This is a genomic window from Arthrobacter sp. S39 (assembly GCF_004320525.1).
Taxonomy (GTDB): Bacteria; Actinomycetota; Actinomycetes; order Actinomycetales; family Micrococcaceae; genus Arthrobacter.
Genome location: NZ_SIHX01000001.1, coordinates 628,926 through 645,830, shown reverse-complemented (window position 1 = coordinate 645,830; position 16,905 = coordinate 628,926). Strand labels below are relative to the sequence as shown.

General features: G+C 63.4%; 18 protein-coding genes. 2 read left to right on the top strand and 16 right to left on the bottom strand.

Annotated elements, in window-relative coordinates:
- Window positions 1-290: 290 nt before the first annotated feature.
- The gene (locus EYS21_RS03045) at window positions 291-494 is read left to right on the top strand and encodes a cold-shock protein (RefSeq protein ID WP_011692441.1); all 204 of its coding nucleotides are present in this window, start codon (window positions 291-293) and stop codon (window positions 492-494) included.
- A gap of 171 nt (window positions 495-665) precedes the next feature.
- Here EYS21_RS03045 and EYS21_RS03040 read toward each other — a convergent pair whose 3' ends face one another.
- The 14 genes from EYS21_RS03040 to EYS21_RS02975 all read right to left on the bottom strand — a co-directional run bounded on the left by EYS21_RS03040 (window position 666) and on the right by EYS21_RS02975 (window position 14,119).
- Complete coding sequence (locus EYS21_RS03040; RefSeq protein WP_131131698.1) at window positions 666-3,227, bottom strand: DUF2156 domain-containing protein; 2,562 nt, start codon at window positions 3,225-3,227, stop codon at window positions 666-668.
- Window positions 3,224-4,534: an alpha/beta hydrolase-fold protein gene (locus EYS21_RS03035; RefSeq protein WP_131131697.1), complete on the bottom strand. Its 1,311-nt coding sequence runs from the start codon at window positions 4,532-4,534 to the stop codon at window positions 3,224-3,226. Before EYS21_RS03035 ends, EYS21_RS03040 begins: the two co-directional genes overlap by 4 nt.
- A 5-nt stretch (window positions 4,535-4,539) precedes the next feature.
- Window positions 4,540-4,971, bottom strand: a complete 432-nt coding sequence (locus EYS21_RS03030) for a DUF2550 domain-containing protein (RefSeq protein WP_131131696.1) — start codon at window positions 4,969-4,971, stop codon at window positions 4,540-4,542.
- Window positions 4,972-4,981: 10 nt separating this feature from the next.
- Window positions 4,982-5,266: a F0F1 ATP synthase subunit epsilon gene (locus tag EYS21_RS03025; RefSeq protein ID WP_131131695.1), complete on the bottom strand. Its 285-nt coding sequence runs from the start codon at window positions 5,264-5,266 to the stop codon at window positions 4,982-4,984.
- Window position 5,267: 1 nt separating this feature from the next.
- Window positions 5,268-6,722 (bottom strand): F0F1 ATP synthase subunit beta, encoded by a 1,455-nt coding sequence (atpD, locus tag EYS21_RS03020; protein ID WP_131131694.1) that lies wholly within the window; start codon window positions 6,720-6,722, stop codon window positions 5,268-5,270.
- An 84-nt stretch (window positions 6,723-6,806) separates the two neighbouring features.
- Complete coding sequence (locus EYS21_RS03015) at window positions 6,807-7,697, bottom strand: F0F1 ATP synthase subunit gamma (RefSeq protein WP_131131693.1); 891 nt, start codon at window positions 7,695-7,697, stop codon at window positions 6,807-6,809.
- A 73-nt stretch (window positions 7,698-7,770) separates the two neighbouring features.
- On the bottom strand, window positions 7,771-9,408 hold the full coding sequence (gene atpA / locus EYS21_RS03010) for a F0F1 ATP synthase subunit alpha (protein WP_131131902.1): 1,638 nt from the start codon (window positions 9,406-9,408) through the stop codon (window positions 7,771-7,773).
- An 83-nt stretch (window positions 9,409-9,491) separates the two neighbouring features.
- Complete coding sequence (locus EYS21_RS03005) at window positions 9,492-10,319, bottom strand: F0F1 ATP synthase subunit delta (RefSeq protein ID WP_131131692.1); 828 nt, start codon at window positions 10,317-10,319, stop codon at window positions 9,492-9,494.
- Window positions 10,319-10,870 (bottom strand): F0F1 ATP synthase subunit B, encoded by a 552-nt coding sequence (locus tag EYS21_RS03000; RefSeq protein ID WP_131131689.1) that lies wholly within the window; start codon window positions 10,868-10,870, stop codon window positions 10,319-10,321. The genes EYS21_RS03005 and EYS21_RS03000 overlap by 1 nt, the downstream gene beginning before the upstream one ends.
- Window positions 10,871-10,923: 53 nt before the next feature.
- On the bottom strand, window positions 10,924-11,127 hold the full coding sequence (atpE, locus tag EYS21_RS02995) for an ATP synthase F0 subunit C (protein ID WP_009356484.1): 204 nt from the start codon (window positions 11,125-11,127) through the stop codon (window positions 10,924-10,926).
- 78 nt (window positions 11,128-11,205) lie between these two features.
- Window positions 11,206-12,006, bottom strand: coding sequence for a F0F1 ATP synthase subunit A (gene atpB, locus EYS21_RS02990; RefSeq protein ID WP_131131687.1), 801 nt, complete (start codon window positions 12,004-12,006; stop codon window positions 11,206-11,208).
- 81 nt (window positions 12,007-12,087) lie between these two features.
- A complete protein-coding gene (locus tag EYS21_RS23630) occupies window positions 12,088-12,426 on the bottom strand; it encodes an AtpZ/AtpI family protein (protein WP_131131686.1) in 339 nt (112 codons plus the stop codon).
- Window positions 12,419-12,901 (bottom strand): hypothetical protein, encoded by a 483-nt coding sequence (locus EYS21_RS02980; protein ID WP_131131684.1) that lies wholly within the window; start codon window positions 12,899-12,901, stop codon window positions 12,419-12,421. Before EYS21_RS02980 ends, EYS21_RS23630 begins: the two co-directional genes overlap by 8 nt.
- Window positions 12,902-13,006: 105 nt before the next feature.
- Complete coding sequence (locus EYS21_RS02975) at window positions 13,007-14,119, bottom strand: MraY family glycosyltransferase (protein WP_131131682.1); 1,113 nt, start codon at window positions 14,117-14,119, stop codon at window positions 13,007-13,009.
- A 292-nt stretch (window positions 14,120-14,411) separates the two neighbouring features.
- Here EYS21_RS02975 and EYS21_RS02970 point away from each other — a divergent pair, with 292 nt between their 5' ends.
- Complete coding sequence (locus tag EYS21_RS02970) at window positions 14,412-15,308, top strand: glycosyltransferase (RefSeq protein ID WP_131131680.1); 897 nt, start codon at window positions 14,412-14,414, stop codon at window positions 15,306-15,308.
- Here the strand turns inward: EYS21_RS02970 and EYS21_RS02965 are convergent.
- Window positions 15,305-16,063, bottom strand: a complete 759-nt coding sequence (locus tag EYS21_RS02965; RefSeq protein ID WP_131131678.1) for a WecB/TagA/CpsF family glycosyltransferase — start codon at window positions 16,061-16,063, stop codon at window positions 15,305-15,307. The genes EYS21_RS02970 and EYS21_RS02965 overlap by 4 nt on opposite strands.
- Window positions 16,063-16,896 carry an L-threonylcarbamoyladenylate synthase gene (locus EYS21_RS02960; protein ID WP_131131676.1) on the bottom strand — a complete coding sequence of 278 codons (834 nt, stop codon included), beginning with the start codon at window positions 16,894-16,896 and terminating at the stop codon, window positions 16,063-16,065. The genes EYS21_RS02965 and EYS21_RS02960 overlap by 1 nt, the downstream gene beginning before the upstream one ends.
- Window positions 16,897-16,905: the final 9 nt, after the last annotated feature.

Here is a 16,905-nt window from a genome sequence, read left to right as displayed (position 1 = left end):
CCCTCCACGCCGGGATTTTGCCGCGCCGCGGCGCTGGCAAGGGCGTTAACGCTTCTTTTACCCAAAATTTATCGGATTGGTTGTCTGGACCGTTGACCTGAGGGTAGGCGCATGAAATTCTTATATGAGTCTTTGTGTAGGTGTTTTTCATGCTCGCAAGACATGTTGCGAGCGCGAAGCTCCTGCAGGGCCGGTTCCCAGGAACGGGCAATCCAGGATTCTTCTCGCGGAGTGACCAAGGCCAGCACGAGGTGTGCTGGACTTAAAAGTTCCATTATGAGGAGAAATAAATGGCACAGGGAACCGTCAAGTGGTTCAACGCTGAAAAGGGCTTCGGCTTCATCACCCCGGATGACTCCGATGGCGATGTCTTCGTTCACTACTCCGAGATCCAGACCGGTGGCTTCAAGACCCTCGACGAGAACCAGCGCGTTCAGTTCGAAATCGGTCAGGGCGCCAAGGGTCCCCAGGCTACCGGCGTCACGCTGGTCTAGTCCCTCGCCAGCTGGCCGCACCCGTGCGGCCCCTGCGAATTAATGATCCCCGGCATTATTGCCGGGGATCATTTTTTGTTGTGCCGGAAATGCGAATTAGCCGCTGTAGCCCTGGGCATTCCTTCAGTAATTAACTGTCACTAATGTTTTCGCTGCCGGAATGGCGGCCTGTCAGTTCACCAGTTCCCGCAGAAGCCGGGCACCCTGCCGCAGGGACAGCCCCGGGAGGTAGGCGCGGGTGAGCGCCCGGCCGATGGCTGGCAGTTGCAGGGGGTCCTGGTAGTAGAGGTACAGCGTGCGGTACTCCGGCTTGAACCGTGATTTGAAGGCGGCCAGTGAGCGGAAACCGTAGACGGGTTCCAGTGCGTGGCCCACAACGTCCAGGATGCGCACCAGGTTTTCCGCCGGAACCGGTCCTTCCTGTCCGTCGTCAACGCCGTCCTCCTGTTCGTCCTCCGGGTGCCGTGCCAGCGGTGATCCGGACAGGGAGATGACCTCCACCGACTTCCTCAGTTCCAGCACCGCGGAGGCGATCAGGAACTCCATGACCCCGGGGAAACCCCCGGCACCCCGGCGCATGACGTCCAGTGTGCGGCTGACCAGCTTCCCGCCGTCGTACACGGGAAGCCAGCTGGTCACACCGTGCACCGTGCCCTCCCCGTCGACGGCGAGGCAGCACAGCACCCCGTCATCCATCAGCTCATCCAGACCGCCGAGGGTGAAGCCCATTTCGGGGACGGATTTTCCGGCCGCCCACTCCTCCGACACTTCACTAAGCTGGCCACGCAGTGCTTGCGGCAAACCGTGATAGGTCCCCCAGACGGCAGTGACGCCCATTTTGGCTGCACGGTTGAGCGCCGTCCGCACGTTCTGCCATTCCTTGCCGCGGAATTCCAGTTCCCGCACCGCCAGCCGTGTTTCCTGGGCAACCGCCACGCGGTGGAAGCCCCGGTCCTGCAGGAGCGGCCAGAGGCTGGAATCGCAGGAATAGAATGCCGGAATCAGGGCGTGCCGGCTGCAGTGGGCCAGGAACCCCTCGGCCACTCCGGCACGCGACGCCGACGCCCCGAAGGGGCCAGCCAGCGTGAGCGCCACGCTGCCGTGCTGCTGGTACGCCACGGCTCCCCGGTGGTCAGGACTGAACCAGTACATGTTTGGTTCCCAGAGCGCCATCCAGGACAGGGAGTCTCCGCCCTCATGCAGCAGGCGTCGCACAACAGTCCTGTCAGCCATGCCCGCGTCGCTGTGGTGGTGGCGTCCCAGGAGGACAAACCAGACGCCCGCCAGTGCGATGACCCAAAATACAGGCCCGGAGTAGGCGAAGATGAAGGATTCGACGCTATTGCGGTCGGCGAAAACCCTGCGGTAGAGGTTGGGGATCGGGATAGGCAGGTACTGCCGGGACAGTTCCGCCAGCAGTCCCAGCGGACCGCCGTCGCGCGTCAGGCCTCCCGCGCCAAGCCAGGCCAGGCTGTACGCGCCGGCCAGCAGCAGCCAGGCACCGCCCAGGACGAGGAGCAGCGTCCGGCGCGCGGCGGGCACGGTCTCCACCCTGAACTGCCTCCGGTTGAACCACAGCAGGGCGGTCAGCAGCAGCGGAACCGCCACCAGGGGCAGGATGTGCGCGAATCCGGACCCCATCGCCGCGGTGTGCGGCCGCGACGGATAGTGCGGGATCAGCGCGAACAGCGCCAAATAGACCGCGGCCAGGGCCGTGACAGCCAGCTGGATTGCCAGCGTGATGCGCAGGGCGGCCTGCCGGCCGCGGCGCATGCCGTCGGCACAGATGAGCAGCAGGATCACAGGCACAATCGCCACTGCCAGTCCCAGCGGCCCGGCGAAACCCTGCCGGCCGGCCTCAAGGCAGGACGCCTCCACCGTGGCACCGCAGTTGAATTCCAGCTGGCCCAGCGTGGGCAACGGATTCAATACCACATCGCGCAGCAACGCAAGCGGACCCGTCGGCGTCCTGGCAACGGCGGTGACGATGGGTCCGACCGCGAAAATGGCCACCATCAGGGCCAGGAGGTTTCGCGTTTCCCGGCCCGTGGACCGGTGCCGGTGGAGATTGCCGTGCTCACCCTGGATCCACCAGCCGGCCAGGAGGCCAAGCAGCGCCCCCAGCAGGCCGATGACCGTCTCCGCATGGCCCACGTACAGGACCAGCATCAGCGACACCGACAGCAGGGCGGTGCGCAGCCGCCGCTGCCACAGGACCGGCAGCCGGCCGCTGCCCGCCAGCCCGACAGCAAGCACGGCAGCGTACGGGCCGATCAGGCCATAGTCCACCATCAGGCCCAGCCAGCCGTCGCCTGCGTATCCGGCCACCTGGGTGATCAGGAGGAAGAGGGTCACTGCACCAAACTGGCCGGCGGCAAAGAAGGCTGCAGTCTGCGGCGCCCCGAGTTTCCGCTCCGCCAGCCCCAGCAGCACGAGGATCATCAGTGACGCGGTCAGGTAGGCCAGCGGGTTGGTGGCAAAAAACATCGACGTAAACAGCGACCACCACATGCCTGACCTCAGCCCCGGACCGCTGACACTGGCGATGTCGAGCATGCTTTCCGGCGGACCGGCAAGGTAGCTTCCCGTGACGGCGCCGGTCAGGAGGAAGACCCCAAGGACCGCCAGCGTGAAGGGAATGGAGATGAGCCGCGCTTTGGTACGCTGCCACGCCGGCCTGACCACGGTGGCCCAGGCGAGCGTGGCTGTGCGCACATCCTGTCCGGTCTTCACTGCTGGATTCCCCAGCGGGCAGCAAGGAAAGCCAGCCCCTCCTCCATTCCGCGGGACGGCGTGTCCCACGAGTGGCCGGCATGCTGGACCTGCGTGGCTGCAACAGTGAAGCCCGCTTTCCTGGCAGCGTCGGCGAGGGTCGCCATGTATCCAACAAATTCGGGGTCCCGCTCCCCTGCCGCAAAGTACACGGCGCTGGAATCGAACCGCTGCTGGTTCATCCTGGACAGCGGGGTTTCACGTTCAAAGGCAGCGGTGTCGCCCGCGTATGCCGCGTCGATGGTTTTCTGCCGCTCCTTGGCAAGGGCCGGTTCAAGTTCGCTGGAGAAGGCCAGCACCGAACTGTAGATGTCCGGGTGTCGGGTTCCCATTTGCAGGGCGCAGGTCGCTCCGAAGGAGAATCCGCCGGCCGCCCATTGCGTGTGGCTGGCGTCCACATCAAGGGTTGCGTTGATCCACGCCGGCACGTCCACGGCCAGATACGTGTCCGCCCGGGCTATCCGGCTGTCCAGGCACAGGGTGTTTGCTGACTGGGTTCCGTTGGGATCCGCCACCACAACGACCGGTGCAATACCGCGATGGCTGGACGCGAACTCATCCATGCGTGCCCGCAGCGCGCCGCCGGTGAGCCAGTCAGAGGGCCCGCCGGGCTGTCCCGAGAAAAGGACCAGGACCGGTAGTGCGGGACGGTTTTCCGCGAAGTAGGCCGGCGGCAGGTAGATGTATGCCTCACGCGTTGACAGTTCGGAGGCCGGACCGGGGATGGTCGCCTTCCGCAGGGCCCCTTCGCCGGGCAACTGTCCCTGCGGGGTCCAGCCTTGCAGGGAAACCGGAGCGGGGCCGCCGGGCTGGCGCATCAGTCCGGGCTCCAGCGCCTGGATCCTGGCCAGCGCAGTGCCCATGAGGTCGCTGACAGTCCGGTTCAGGCCAAAGTAGGCGTTGATCTGGACTGCCGAGAGCAGGAGCACCAGCAGGAAGGCCGTAATTCCGGCGCTCCGCTGGCCAACACTCGATCGCGGCAACCGGAACAGCATAAGGATGAGGGCGGCGACGGCCGGGACTGACCACAGCAGAACGTCGTCCGGAAGATCCTCCGGGAAGGTCGAAAAAACATCAATCAAGGCCCAGTGCACCAGGCCGATCAGTGCAATGCTGCCGGCAACGGACACCAGCACTGACAGCCACCATGGCCGCGGTCCGGCGGTGGCAGGCCGCCACAGCAGGTACAGGGCTCCTGCCGCCCCCAGTACGAAGGCGGTCCAGAATACCGGTCCGTCGGTCAGCCGGACGTCAGCGAGGAAGTCCACGCCGGCTAGCGCCAGGTCCCCACACCGATGACCGGCCCGGCTTCAAGCCACGAGGAGAGCCCGGTGTAGGCGTCGAATTTCATGGCGAGCCTCAGGTCCTGGCCCTCGTAGCGCAGCTCCACAATGACGACGTCGGGCTGGACTTTTACGGCTTCTGCTTCCGTCGGCTTGCGGCGGCCCAGCAGTTCCAGGGAACTCCGCTTGAACTTGTGCTTGGGACGGACGCTCAGGGAGAGCAGCCGGAACCACTCGAGGTCGTTGTCCTGGTAACGACAAACCCCCATCTGCCAGCTGTTTCCAGCTACGCAAATGGAGGCGTCCACCGTGCCCAGGGCGCGCCGCAGATTGAAGCGGCGCACCCCGGAAAGACACAGTGCAAATATCAGCAATCCAAAAGCGATTGCCATGGCGATGAACGGAAGACTCGGTGCGTCCATCAAGGTCGTGCTAGCGGATCCCAGCAGTAGCCGCGTCGCCCAGCTGGGCGTTGTCAGCAACAATAACCACGCGGTTGTTGTCGACGGAGAAGAATCCGCCGTCAACCACTACCGCAATTCGGTCACCGGAAACCGGCTGGATCGCCAGTTCACCTTCGGCCAGGATCGCCAGCAGGGGCGAGTGGCCGGGCAGGATTCCGATCTCACCATCGCTGGTGCGGGCCTTGACCATCGTGGCCGCTCCGGACCAGATGAAGCGGTCCGCTGCGACAATCTCAACCTCAAGCTCAGCCATATTACTTGGTCTGTTCCTGGATCTTGGCCCACTGGCGCTCAACGTCATCCAGGCCGCCGACGTTGAAGAACGCCTGCTCTGCGATGTGGTCGAGCTCGCCGTCGCAGATGGCGGTGAAGCCTTCAACGGTGTCCTTGATGGAAACCGTGGAGCCCTCGACGCCGGTGAACTGCTTGGCGGTGTAGGTGTTCTGGGACAGGAACTGCTGGATACGGCGTGCACGCGACACGACGATCTTGTCCTCTTCCGAGAGTTCGTCAACGCCGAGGATGGCGATGATGTCCTGGAGTTCCTTGTTCTTCTGCAGGATCTGCTTCACACGGACAGCCGTGTTGTAGTGGTCCTTGCCGATGTACTGGGGGTCCAGGATTCGGGAGGTCGACGTCAGCGGGTCAACGGCCGGGTACAGACCACGGGAGGCGATTTCACGGGAAAGTTCCGTGGTCGCGTCGAGGTGTGCGAAGGTCGTGGCCGGAGCCGGGTCGGTGTAGTCATCTGCGGGAACGTAGATGGCCTGCATCGAGGTGATCGAGTGGCCCTTGGTGGACGTAATGCGCTCCTGGAGGAGGCCCATTTCGTCTGCCAGGTTGGGCTGGTAGCCCACGGCCGAAGGCATGCGGCCGAGGAGGGTGGAAACCTCGGAACCTGCCTGCGTGAAGCGGAAGATGTTGTCGATGAAGAGCAGCACGTCCTGGTTCTGAACATCGCGGAAGTACTCCGCCATGGTCAGTGCGGACAGTGCCACGCGCAGACGCGTTCCAGGCGGCTCATCCATCTGGCCGAATACAAGGGCGGTGTCCTTGAGGACGCCTGCCTCTTCCATTTCAACCCAGAGGTCATTACCTTCACGGGTACGCTCGCCAACACCGGCGAATACCGAAGTACCACCGAAGTTGCGGGCAACACGGGTGATCATTTCCTGGATCAGAACGGTCTTGCCCACGCCGGCGCCGCCGAAGAGGCCGATCTTTCCACCCTTGATGTACGGGGTGAGAAGGTCGATCACCTTGATGCCGGTCTCCAGCATCTCGGTGGAGCCTTCCAGCGTTGCGAAGGCCGGAGCCTTGCGGTGGATCGGCCAGCGTTCGCTGATGTTCAGTTCCGACTCTTCAACGTCCAGCGGCTGGCCGAGGACGTTGAAGATGTGGCCCTTGACGCCGTCGCCAACGGGCACGGAGATGGGGGCGCCGCTGTCCACCACTGACGTGCCGCGGACGAGTCCGTCGGTAGCCTGCAGGGAGATGGCGCGGACGAGGTTGTCACCCAGGTGCTGGGAAGTCTCGAACGTGATGGTCTTGGTGACACCGTTGAGGGTGATCACCGTAGACAGGGCGTTGTAAATCGACGGGATTGCGTCAGCCGGGAATTCGACGTCGACAACCGGGCCAATAACACGTGCAATACGGCCGGTGGCACCGGACGTTGCGGCTACGTGTTCGGTAGCAGTGGCAGTCATCTCTCTCACTTCACTCAGTAGATGGCGTGGGGTTAAGTTTATCTGTTGTGGTGCAGGTCCCGCGGGAACCGAAAATGCCGAAGGCTAGGACGCGAGGGCGTCGGCGCCGGCAACGATTTCGGAAAGCTCCTGCGTGATCTCGGCCTGGCGGGCCGTGTTGCGCAGACGCGTGTACTTCTTGATCAGGTCCGTCGCGTTGTCGCCGGCGGACTTCATCGCCCGCTGGCGTGCAGCAAGCTCGGAAGCTGCTGCCTGCAACATGGCTGCGAAGATACGGGATTCGATGTAGCGCGGCAGCAGGGCATCGAGGACCTGCTCCGTTTCCGGTTCGAACTCGTACAGCGGCAGGAGCTCCGATTCCGAAGCGGCCTGCTCTTCCACGACCTCGAGCGGGAGCAGGCGGATGACCGTCGGCTCCTGGGTGACCATGGACTTGAAGCGGGTGTAAACAACGTGGATTTCGTCCACGCCGCCCTCTTCGTAGGCCGTTGCGAAGTCCGTCAGCAGCGCTTCTCCGACTTCGCGCGCGGTGGCGAATTCGGGGGCGTCCGTGCCGCCGGTCCAGACCCGCGCGTACTCGCGGTTCCGGAAATCGTAGTACGCCTGGCCCTTACGGCCGACGAGGTAGGTCTTGACTTCCTTGCCTTCAGCGTGGAGCAGCTCGTTGAGACCTTCCGCCTGCTTGAGCACACTCGCCGAGTAGGAACCTGCCAGGCCACGGTCCGAGGTAATTACCAGGACTGCGGCACGGCGGATCTGCTCCGGCTCAGTGGTCAGCGGGTGGTCGATTTCGCTTTGGCTGGCGACAGCAGAAACGGCGCGCGTGATGGCGTTCGCGTAAGGCAGTGAAGCTGCTACGCGCGCACGGGCCTTGCCGATGCGCGAGGTAGCGATCAGTTCCATCGCCTTGAAGATCTTACGCATCGACGTCGTCGAGCTGATCTTCTGGCGGTAGACCCGGATCTGGGCTCCCATACTTATCCTTTCCTAAGATTCCGAAGACCGGGTGCGCCGGACCCATTGGGTCCGGCGCACCCGTCCAGCGGAACTAGCGCTTCTGCTTGACGATTTTTTCCTGGTCGACTTCGGCACCGGAGATAGCATCGTGCTCCTCGTGGCCGGCACCTACCAGGTGGTTGTCACCCTCGCCGAAGAAGCCCTTTTTGAAGTCCACGATCGCGGTCTTCAGTGCTTCTGCGGTGTCGTCGTCCAGCACGTTGGTCTGAGCCAGCGTGGTGAGGATCGAGGACTTGTGCTTGAGGTGCTCCAGGAACTCGGACTCGAAGCGGCTGATGTCTTCAACCGGAACGTCGTCGAGGTAGCCCTTGGTACCTGCCCAGATGGACACAACCTGGTCCTCGACCGGGAACGGCGAGTACTGGCCCTGCTTGAGCAGTTCCATCAGGCGTGCACCACGGGTCAGCTGCTGGCGTGAAGCCGCATCCAGGTCCGAAGCGAACATGGCGAATGCCTGCATGTCGCGGTACTGGGCCAGGTCCAGCTTCAACGTACCGGAGACCTTCTTCATGGACTTGACCTGGGCGGCGCCACCAACGCGGGACACCGACACACCAACGTCAACAGCGGGACGCTGGTTGGCGTTGAAGAGGTCCGACTGGAGGAAGATCTGGCCGTCGGTGATCGAGATCACGTTGGTCGGGATGTACGCGGAAACGTCGTTTGCCTTGGTCTCAACGATCGGCAGACCGGTCATCGAGCCGGCACCGAGTTCGTCGGAGAGCTTTGCACAACGCTCCAGCAGGCGGGAGTGCAAGTAGAAGACGTCGCCCGGGTAGGCTTCGCGTCCCGGCGGGCGGCGCAGCAGCAGCGACACTGCACGGTAGGCTTCGGCCTGCTTGGACAGGTCATCGAAGATCACCAGAACGTGCTTGCCGCCGTACATCCAGTGCTGGCCGATGGCCGAACCGGCGTAGGGAGCCAAGTACTTGAAGCCGGCGGGGTCGGACGCAGGAGACGCCACGATGGTGGTGTACTCCAGTGCGCCGTGGTCCTCAAGGGTCTGCCGGACGGCTGCGATGGTGGAAGCCTTCTGGCCAACACCGACGTAGACGCAGCGGACCTGCTTGGTGACATCCCCGGAAGCCCAGTTGGCCTTCTGGTTGATGATCGTGTCAACGGCGATGGCCGTCTTGCCGGTCTGGCGGTCACCAATGATGAGCTGACGCTGGCCACGGCCGATCGGGATCATGGCGTCGATGGCCTTGAGTCCGGTCTGCATCGGTTCGTGGACCGACTTGCGCTGGGTCACGCCGGGTGCCTGAAGTTCAAGCGCACGGGTGGTCTCAGCCTTGATCTCGCCGAGGTCATCGATCGGCTGGCCCAGCGGGTCAACAACGCGTCCGAGGAACGCGTCGCCCACCGGCACGGACAGGATCTCACCGGTGCGGTGAACTTCCTGGCCTTCTTCGATGCCAGTGAAGTCACCGAGGATGATGACACCGATTTCGCGGACGTCAAGGTTCTGGGCGAGGCCCAGGGTGCCGTCCTCGAAGCGAAGCAGCTCGTTCGCCATGACCGAGGGAAGGCCCTCAACACGGGCGATGCCGTCACTTGCGGCGGTTACGCGGCCAACCTCTACGCGTTCTGCGTTTCCGGGTTCGTAGGACGCCGCGAACTCGTTCAACGCATTACGGACGTCGTCGGCGTTGATGGTCAATTCGGCCATCTGCAGTCCCTGCTCTCCTGTTTTCGTGATCATCGTTGCTCACGATGACCGGGGTTTCTATCAGTTAAGTTGTGCTTGTCCGGCTAGCCGGCCAGTTGGCGGTGAAGCTGGCCCAGACGGGAGACCACGGAAGCGTCAAGCACTTCGTCGCCCACCTGGACACGGATTCCACCGATCAGTGCAGGGTCAACACTGAGGTTGACCTTGAGCTCGCGACCATACAGGGAGTTGAGCCCTGTCTGGAGGCGGCTGAACTGCGTCTCCGTCAAAGGACGGGTGACGCTGACCGTTGCAATCCAGCGCTGCTGCCGCTTGGCCGCCAGTTCGGCGAACCGGGCCACAAGCCTGGTCGGCTTGAGGCCGCGGGGCTGGGAGACTGCCTGGCCGATGAGGACTTTGGCTGCCTCGCTTGCGCCAGGAACCAGCCTCTCCGTGAGGGTGGTCTTTGCAGCACCGCTTGCCTGTGGTTCGGACAGAGCACGTTGTACCTCGTGGCTGGAGGCAACGGCCTGGTTGAAGGAGAACAGATCGTTCTCCAGCTCTTCCAGCCCAGAGATTCCGGAGGCAGAAACGGCCGACTTGTTTTCAGCGACGGCGATGACCACCGTTGCGGCAAGAGTCTCGAGTGCATCGCCGATATCTCGTGCCGATGCCCAGCGCAAACTGGCCAGTCCGCCCGCGATATCCGCAGCATCAGCGGAGACTTTCCCGCCAACCAGCTGCTTGACCAGCGCCGACTTTTCGTCACCGCTGCGGGACGGGTCAGTCAGGGCGCGGCGCAAGCCAGCCGAGCTGTCCACCGTTCCCAGGATTCCGAAGAGTTCCTTAGCCAGCTGCAGCGAGGCGGTGGGAAGCTTGGCTTCCAACGCGGTCAGTGCTGTGGCCAGCGATTCGCTCGATATACCTGCCATTACTGAGCTGCACCTGCGTTCTGGTTCTCCAGATCTGCCAGGAAGCGGTCAACAACGCGGGCCGAACGCTCGTCATCGGTGAGTGCTTCACCAACAATGCGTCCTGCCAGGGTGGTGGCCAGCGTGCCCACCTCGGAGCGCAGGGACACAACAGCGGCCTGGCGCTCCGATTCGATCTGCACGTGCGCCTGCGCGGTGATGCGGGCGGACTCTGCAGCCGCCTTTTCCTTCAGATCGGCGAGGATCTGAGCGCCTTCGGCACGGGCTTCCTCGCGGATGCGGTTGGCTTCGGCGCGGGCGTCGTTCAGCTGCTGCTTGTATTCCTCGAGTGCAGCGGAGGCCTCAGCCTGGGCCTTTTCAGCTTTGGCGATGCCACCTTCGATGGCCTCGGCACGCTCTGCGAAAGTCTTCTCGAACATCGGGACAATGAACTTGACCACGATGTACATGAGGACAGCAAAGCCGACGAGGACGACGCCCATTTCCCAGACATTGGGCATCAGAGGGCTGGTTGCGCCCTCTGTGGCGGCTGAGATGATCAGCTGATTCATAATTCACCCGTCCTTATCTACTCGGTTCTGGATGTTCGCTTGGTTCGTCAGACTTAGAGAACGAAAGCGAAGACCAGGCCGAGGATGGCGAGGGCTTCAGTCAGCGCGAGGCCGAGGAATGCGATCGGCTGCAGGACGCGCTGTGCTTCCGGCTGGCGTGCGACGCCGTTGATGTAGGCAGCGAACACGAGACCAACACCGATACCACCGCCGATTGCGGACAGACCGTAACCTACGAGGTTGAGATTGCCTTCCATTTTATTCCTTTCAAGATGCCATCTGTGTGGCAGGTTGTTTGGTTTGCTTCATCCCCGCAAGGGGAAGATTTTGGGAGCCTAGTGGCTGTCCGCGTGCAGAGCGCCTTCGATGTAGATGGCAGTCAGCAGGGTAAAGACGTACGCCTGGAGCGCCATGATCAGCGCTTCCAGCATGTACATGGCGATGGCGCCAACCAGGACCAGGACCGAGGTGCCCTTCAGCAGCAGGTTTTCCTGCATAACGAGGTACTCGATGCCGGAGCCGGCAAGCATCACGATGAGGTGGCCGGCCAGCATGGTGGCGAACAGACGGAGGCTGTGCGTGACCGGGCGGACCAGGAAGTTGGAGATGATCTCGATCGGGACCACGATGGGCAGGATGTAGAACGGGACTCCGGACGGCACGGTGGCCAGCTTGAAGTACTTGATGCCGTTCTTCTTGATGCCGATGCCAATCCAGGTGAAGTAGACGATGCCCGCAAGGACATAGGCTCCGCCGACGTGCGAGAAGCTCGGAAGCTGGATCACGGGGATTGCGCCGTAAATGTTGTTCACAAGGATAAAGAAGAAGAGGCTGAACAACAGCGGGACGTACTTCATAAAGTCTTTGCCGCCGATAATGTCCTTGGCGATGCTGTTACGCACAAAGCCGTAGGCCATTTCACCAGCGAACTGGAGCTTGCCGGGGACAAGCTGCTGCTTCCGTGCAGCTAGCAGAAAGAATGTGGCGATAATGACGACCGACAGGATTACCAGCAGCATCTGCTTGGAGAATCCGTCTGCCGCCCCCCACGGCAGGATTGCCGGCAGGTGCATTTCTTCAATTCCAGGAGGAGTGAACTCTCCTGAATCTTGGGCCGGGAGCGCAAGCGCGATCAACGCGTTTCCTCTCTGCAGTGTCCATCATTGGGCGTTGGTCGGGGATCCGCGGATTTGCGCTCCGCTGTTCCCCGTGTGAAATTATTTGGCATTAGTGTTTCCGTCCGCGGACGGACCGCTGTCTGCGCCGCTCTTACCGGCTGTGTTTCTGTGACTGGTAAGGCCATGCATGTGGGAAAGATAAAATCCTCCGACAGCTCCAAGCAGAGCGCCTGCGAGCACGATCCAGCGGGTTCCCCACAGATTATCCAGACCCCACCCTATCAAACTCCAGACGATGATTCCGCCAATTATGTAGCTGAAGACAGCCATTCCGGCGTTGTATCCGCCGTCGTTGTTTTCAGTGGACACACCTGGTGCGGAACCGGTTACCCGAGGTTTGGAAGAGCCGCCGTTTCCTGCTCGCTTACGATCAGACATCGCGCGGTTCCTTGGTCTCGGGGTCGTTGTAGATTTGCAGCCGGGCCTTGCTGAAGCCGTAGATCTCCGCCGCCTGCCACAGCACGACGGCGACGACGGCACCGATCAGGAACCAACGGCCATCCAGCCATTCCGGAGCCCCGATAAGGAACAGGACGACAGCGAACCCCACGACTTTGATGAAGTACGTCGCGACGAAAACCCCGATGGCTCCCGAGGGATTGCTGCGTCCGACGAAGTGGCCCACCAGCAGGCTGATTCCGAAGAACAGCATCACCAGCAGTCCACCAAAGGCAGCCGACAGTGCGCCGTTCACGCCAACCATAAAAGCGGCGATGACGGAGCACAGGACCAGGCCGGCCGCGGCAGCCACCGAACTGAGTGCGAGGAGGCGAAGCCACAGGGACCGGGTGGGACCGGAAACACCAACGGGTCCGTTGCCGGACGCGGGTCCGGAGTCGGCGTTGGAGGTCACGTGATCCCAATCGTCGGTACCCTGGCAAGCAGCCAGGAGTGGGGTGGAGGGCAGCTTTGAGCTGCCCCTAAATTCTACACGAGATAGAAATATTTCCGAACGGCGTTACGCCGCCGGTTCCGAGCTCCGCCGGCTCAGGTACGGCCACGCCGTCACCAGGCCCATCACCAGGGTTGCGAAGATGTCGGCGGACAGCACGATCTGCCAGGGGAACACTGCAAAAGCCAGGCCACCGAACGACAGGACGCAGGTCCATAGGTACATCAGAATCACCACGGTCCGGTGGGAGTAGCCGATGTCCAGCAGCTTGTGGTGGAGGTGCCCGCGGTCCGCGGACCAGGGTGAGCGCCCGCGTGCCGTTCGCCGGATGACGGCAAGGCCCAGGTCCAGCAGTGGCAGGAAGAGCACGGCGAACGGAAGCAGGATCGGTATAACGGTGGAAATACCGTTTGCCCGGTCGTAAAGACCGGAGGTGATCTGGCCGGTGGAGACGATACCGGCCGATGCCATCAGCAGTCCGATCAGCATGGCACCGGAGTCGCCCATGAAGATTTTGGAGGGGAACCAGTTGTGCGGCAGGAAGCCGATGCAGCTGCCCACCAGGACCGCCGTCAGCAGCGTGGCCAGGTCCGAGTAATCCAGGAGGACGGCGTTCCGGTGTACCCAGTACGCGGTGAAGAAGAACGCGGTGCCGCCGATGATGGCCACGCCCGCCGCCAACCCGTCGAGCCCGTCGATGAAATTGAAGGCATTCATGGTGGTCACGATAAGTCCGGCCGTCAGGACCACCCGGAGCATCTCGTTCTCCAGGAAGATCGGCTCCGGAACCCACGGAACGATCGTCATCCGGACCCCCCAGATGGCCACCACCAGCGCCGCAGCGCTTTGCCCGATGAGCTTCACCCACCAGCGGATGTCCAGCAGGTCGTCGGCCACGCCCACCAGCACGATCACCACCGCACCTGCCAGGACTCCCCAGGGCGAGAAGTTGTTGCGGTAGATGTCCTTGACGAAGAAGGACTGGCTGGCGACGATCAGTGCCACCAGGACCCCAAGGAAGATGGCCACGCCGCCCAGCCGGGATACCGGCGTCGAATGCATGTCGCGGCTGCGGATTGGCATGTGGAGCTCAAGCCGGTTGCCGACCACCCGGGCACCCCAGGTGGCCGCGTAGGACACGACGGCAGCCGTCAGGCCCATAAGCAGGTACATGATCATGCGTTGGCAGCCGTTTCGTCGGTGCCCGGCGCTACCCGGGGTGTCACCACAGTGCAGGGTAGCCGCCGGGGCTGCCGGGCCTTGATTGTTGGGGTCACTTGCCGGGGATCTGACTTTCGATAAATGAAACTTCTCCGTCGCCGGGCGCGCAGCAGGCAGTGCTTAGTGCCTTACAGGGCTGTATTACAGTGGACTCTAGTCAAGATACTAGCGCCAACGGCTCCATGGCTTCGCGCCACACTGGCGCATTGCGAGCGGGGAATCCCCTGAAGGCCATGCTGAAAGGAATTCCATGCCCCTCCGGGTTGCAGTCGCCGCCGTGACATTTGACCGTCACAAAGAGCTGTCCGTCCTGCTGGACGCCATCAACGCCCAGTCCGCATCCGTGGACACCATCTGCCTGATTGACAGCGGCACCGTTCCGGCCCGTGAGGTCGCCTCGAAGCATTCCAACGTGGACTACGTGCGTTCGGAAGCGAACCTCGGCGGCGCCGGAGGCTTCGCCCTCGCAGCGCTCAAGGCCGTCGCCAGCGGTGCGGAGTGGATCTGGATGATGGACGACGACGCCGAGCCGGCGGACCCGGAATGCCTGGCCACGCTGCTGCGCGAGGCTGAGGCCCGCGGCCTCGAGGCCGTGGTCCCCCTCGTGGTGGCACCGGGCCAGCCGGACCGGCTCTCCTTCTTCTTCCGGCTCGACGGAAAAGTCACGCATGACCGTGCGGAACTGGAAAAGGTCGGCTTCCTCCCCGACGACGGACACTTCTTTAACGGTGCGCTGATCCGGTCTGACGTCTTTTTCAAGGTGGGCCTGCCGGACATGCGCCTCTTTATCCGCGGCGACGAAGTGGACTTCACCATCCGGCTCCGCAAGGCGGGCATCAGGTTCGGCACTGTCACCACCACCGCCATCACGCACCCTCATGCCTTCTCCGAGACCAAGCACGTCTATGGCGCCGGCTGGCATGTCATCGTCCCGGAGTCGGCCTTCAAGCGGTACTACTACTACCGCAACCGCGGCTACCTGATCCGCCGGTACTTCCGGGTCAAGTCCTTTGTGGCCGACGTCGGAGGTTACGTCGGCTATTTTGCGCAGCGCCGTGACCTCAAGGGCTTCCTCGACTGGGCCAGGTCCTTCAGCACCGGACTGCGTGCCAAGGGCTTCGCTCCCCTGGAGGACCAGAAGTTCTAGGGGGTTCCCCTGAAGCGGCGCCTGGCGAGGTGCCACAGCAGGACCCACGGCTCGCCGAAGACACGGTAGGCCACCCGGCGCGGATGCAGGAGCAGGCGCCAGGCCCATTCCAGCCCCAACCGGCCCAGCCAGCGCGGCGCCAGCTTCTGGATTCCGGCGAGCTGCTCGATCGCTCCGCCCACGGCGCAGTAGATGGCCGGCGGAAGGGAATCGAGCCTGCGCTGCAGCACTGACTCCTGCAGGGGCATGCCCAGTCCGAGCAGGACCAACTGGGGACGCTGCTCAGTGAGCCACTCCGCAGCGGCCGCTTCGACGTCGTCGTTCCATCCTTCGCCTGGAAAGCCTGTGACGGTGGCGGCGGGGACAATGTCCTCCAGCCTCGCTACGGCCTTGGCGTTTGCTTCCGAACCGGCCCCGACCACGGCGATCCGTTCCAGTCCTGCCAGTTGCCCGAGTGCAGGAATCCAGTCGGTTGAGCCGAGCCGGTACTCCATGACGGGTCCGGCGGCCTGGCCGGTCCGGCTCCAGAGCCACAGCACGGGCGCCCCGTCCAGGAGCACCACGTCGCTGTCCTCATAGAGCCGGCGGAAGCCGGGATCGGAATGCGTCAGTGTGACGCTGTGGAGGTTGTGGCCGACGACGGTCCGTGTGCCGCCGTCGTCAACGAACCGTTCAAGGACAGCGATCAGTTCGTCGACTTTCAGGGGCGTGGCGTCGACCCCCAGGACGGGGATGCGCTGGCGGAGCAGAGTCATCAAGGGCGCGGCTCCTGTGTGGGCGATTCGTGCGTCGAAGGGTCAGCCACGGGGGTTTCGTCCGTCGAAGCTTCGGTCACGGGCGCTTCAGCCACGGGGGTTTCATCCGGCGAAGCTTCGGTCACGGGTACTTCGTCCGCGGGCTCTTCCGCAGGTTCCTCGGCCATCGGGATTTCCCCGAGCCCCAGCACGCCGGGAACGTGCTCCCGCAGCTGCTGGAGCGAGACGGCGCCGTTCCGGACGACGCGGAGCAGCGGCCCGGTGGCATCAACAATCGTCGAGGGGACACCCTCGGTGCCCTCCAGCGGCCGGAATCCGCCTTCAAGGTAGACCTCGACGGACTCGGCGAGCTGCTCGCGTGCGTCGGCTGCGGTCTGCGCGGCGGCGTGGCCGGTGCGGTTGGCCGACGAAACCGCCAGCGGACCGGTCAGCGTGAGCAGTTCCTGGGCCACTTCGTCCGCGGGCATCCGCAGGGCAACGGTTCCCTTGGTGTCGCCCAGGTCCCAGTCCAGGGACGGCTGGGCGTGCAGGATCAGGGTCAGTCCGCCGGGCCAGAATGCCTCGGCGAGTTTGCGGGCGTCTGCCGAAACATCGGTGGCGAGCCCGTCGAGGGCGTTGATCCGCGGGATGAGCACCGGCGGCGGCATGCTGCGGCCGCGCCCCTTGGAGACCAGCAGCATGGTGACGGCCTGCGGCGAAAAGGCGTCCGCGGCGATCCCGTAGACCGTGTCCGTGGGGAACACCACGCATTTCTGTTCGCTGATGGCGCGCTGGGCGTGTTCCAGCCCCAGGGCGCGCTGGTCCTCTGACGTGCAGTTGTAGGTTGTGGTCACTGGCTTATT

Excerpts from the sequence above, each read along its gene's own strand:
- EYS21_RS03045 (WP_011692441.1), top strand. The coding sequence starts at position 291 with ATGGCACAGGGAACCGTCAAGTGGTTCAACGCTGAAAAGGGCTTCGGC.
- EYS21_RS03030 (WP_131131696.1), bottom strand. The coding sequence starts at position 4,971 with ATGGACGCACCGAGTCTTCCGTTCATCGCCATGGCAATCGCTTTTGGA.
- EYS21_RS03025 (WP_131131695.1), bottom strand. The coding sequence starts at position 5,266 with ATGGCTGAGCTTGAGGTTGAGATTGTCGCAGCGGACCGCTTCATCTGG.
- atpD (WP_131131694.1), bottom strand. The coding sequence starts at position 6,722 with ATGACTGCCACTGCTACCGAACACGTAGCCGCAACGTCCGGTGCCACC.
- EYS21_RS03015 (WP_131131693.1), bottom strand. The coding sequence starts at position 7,697 with ATGGGAGCCCAGATCCGGGTCTACCGCCAGAAGATCAGCTCGACGACG.
- atpA (WP_131131902.1), bottom strand. The coding sequence starts at position 9,408 with ATGGCCGAATTGACCATCAACGCCGACGACGTCCGTAATGCGTTGAAC.
- EYS21_RS03005 (WP_131131692.1), bottom strand. The coding sequence starts at position 10,319 with ATGGCAGGTATATCGAGCGAATCGCTGGCCACAGCACTGACCGCGTTG.
- EYS21_RS03000 (WP_131131689.1), bottom strand. The coding sequence starts at position 10,870 with ATGAATCAGCTGATCATCTCAGCCGCCACAGAGGGCGCAACCAGCCCT.
- atpE (WP_009356484.1), bottom strand. The coding sequence starts at position 11,127 with ATGGAAGGCAATCTCAACCTCGTAGGTTACGGTCTGTCCGCAATCGGC.
- EYS21_RS23630 (WP_131131686.1), bottom strand. The coding sequence starts at position 12,426 with ATGTCTGATCGTAAGCGAGCAGGAAACGGCGGCTCTTCCAAACCTCGG.
- EYS21_RS02975 (WP_131131682.1), bottom strand. The coding sequence starts at position 14,119 with ATGATCATGTACCTGCTTATGGGCCTGACGGCTGCCGTCGTGTCCTAC.
- EYS21_RS02970 (WP_131131680.1), top strand. The coding sequence starts at position 14,412 with ATGCCCCTCCGGGTTGCAGTCGCCGCCGTGACATTTGACCGTCACAAA.
- EYS21_RS02965 (WP_131131678.1), bottom strand. The coding sequence starts at position 16,063 with ATGACTCTGCTCCGCCAGCGCATCCCCGTCCTGGGGGTCGACGCCACG.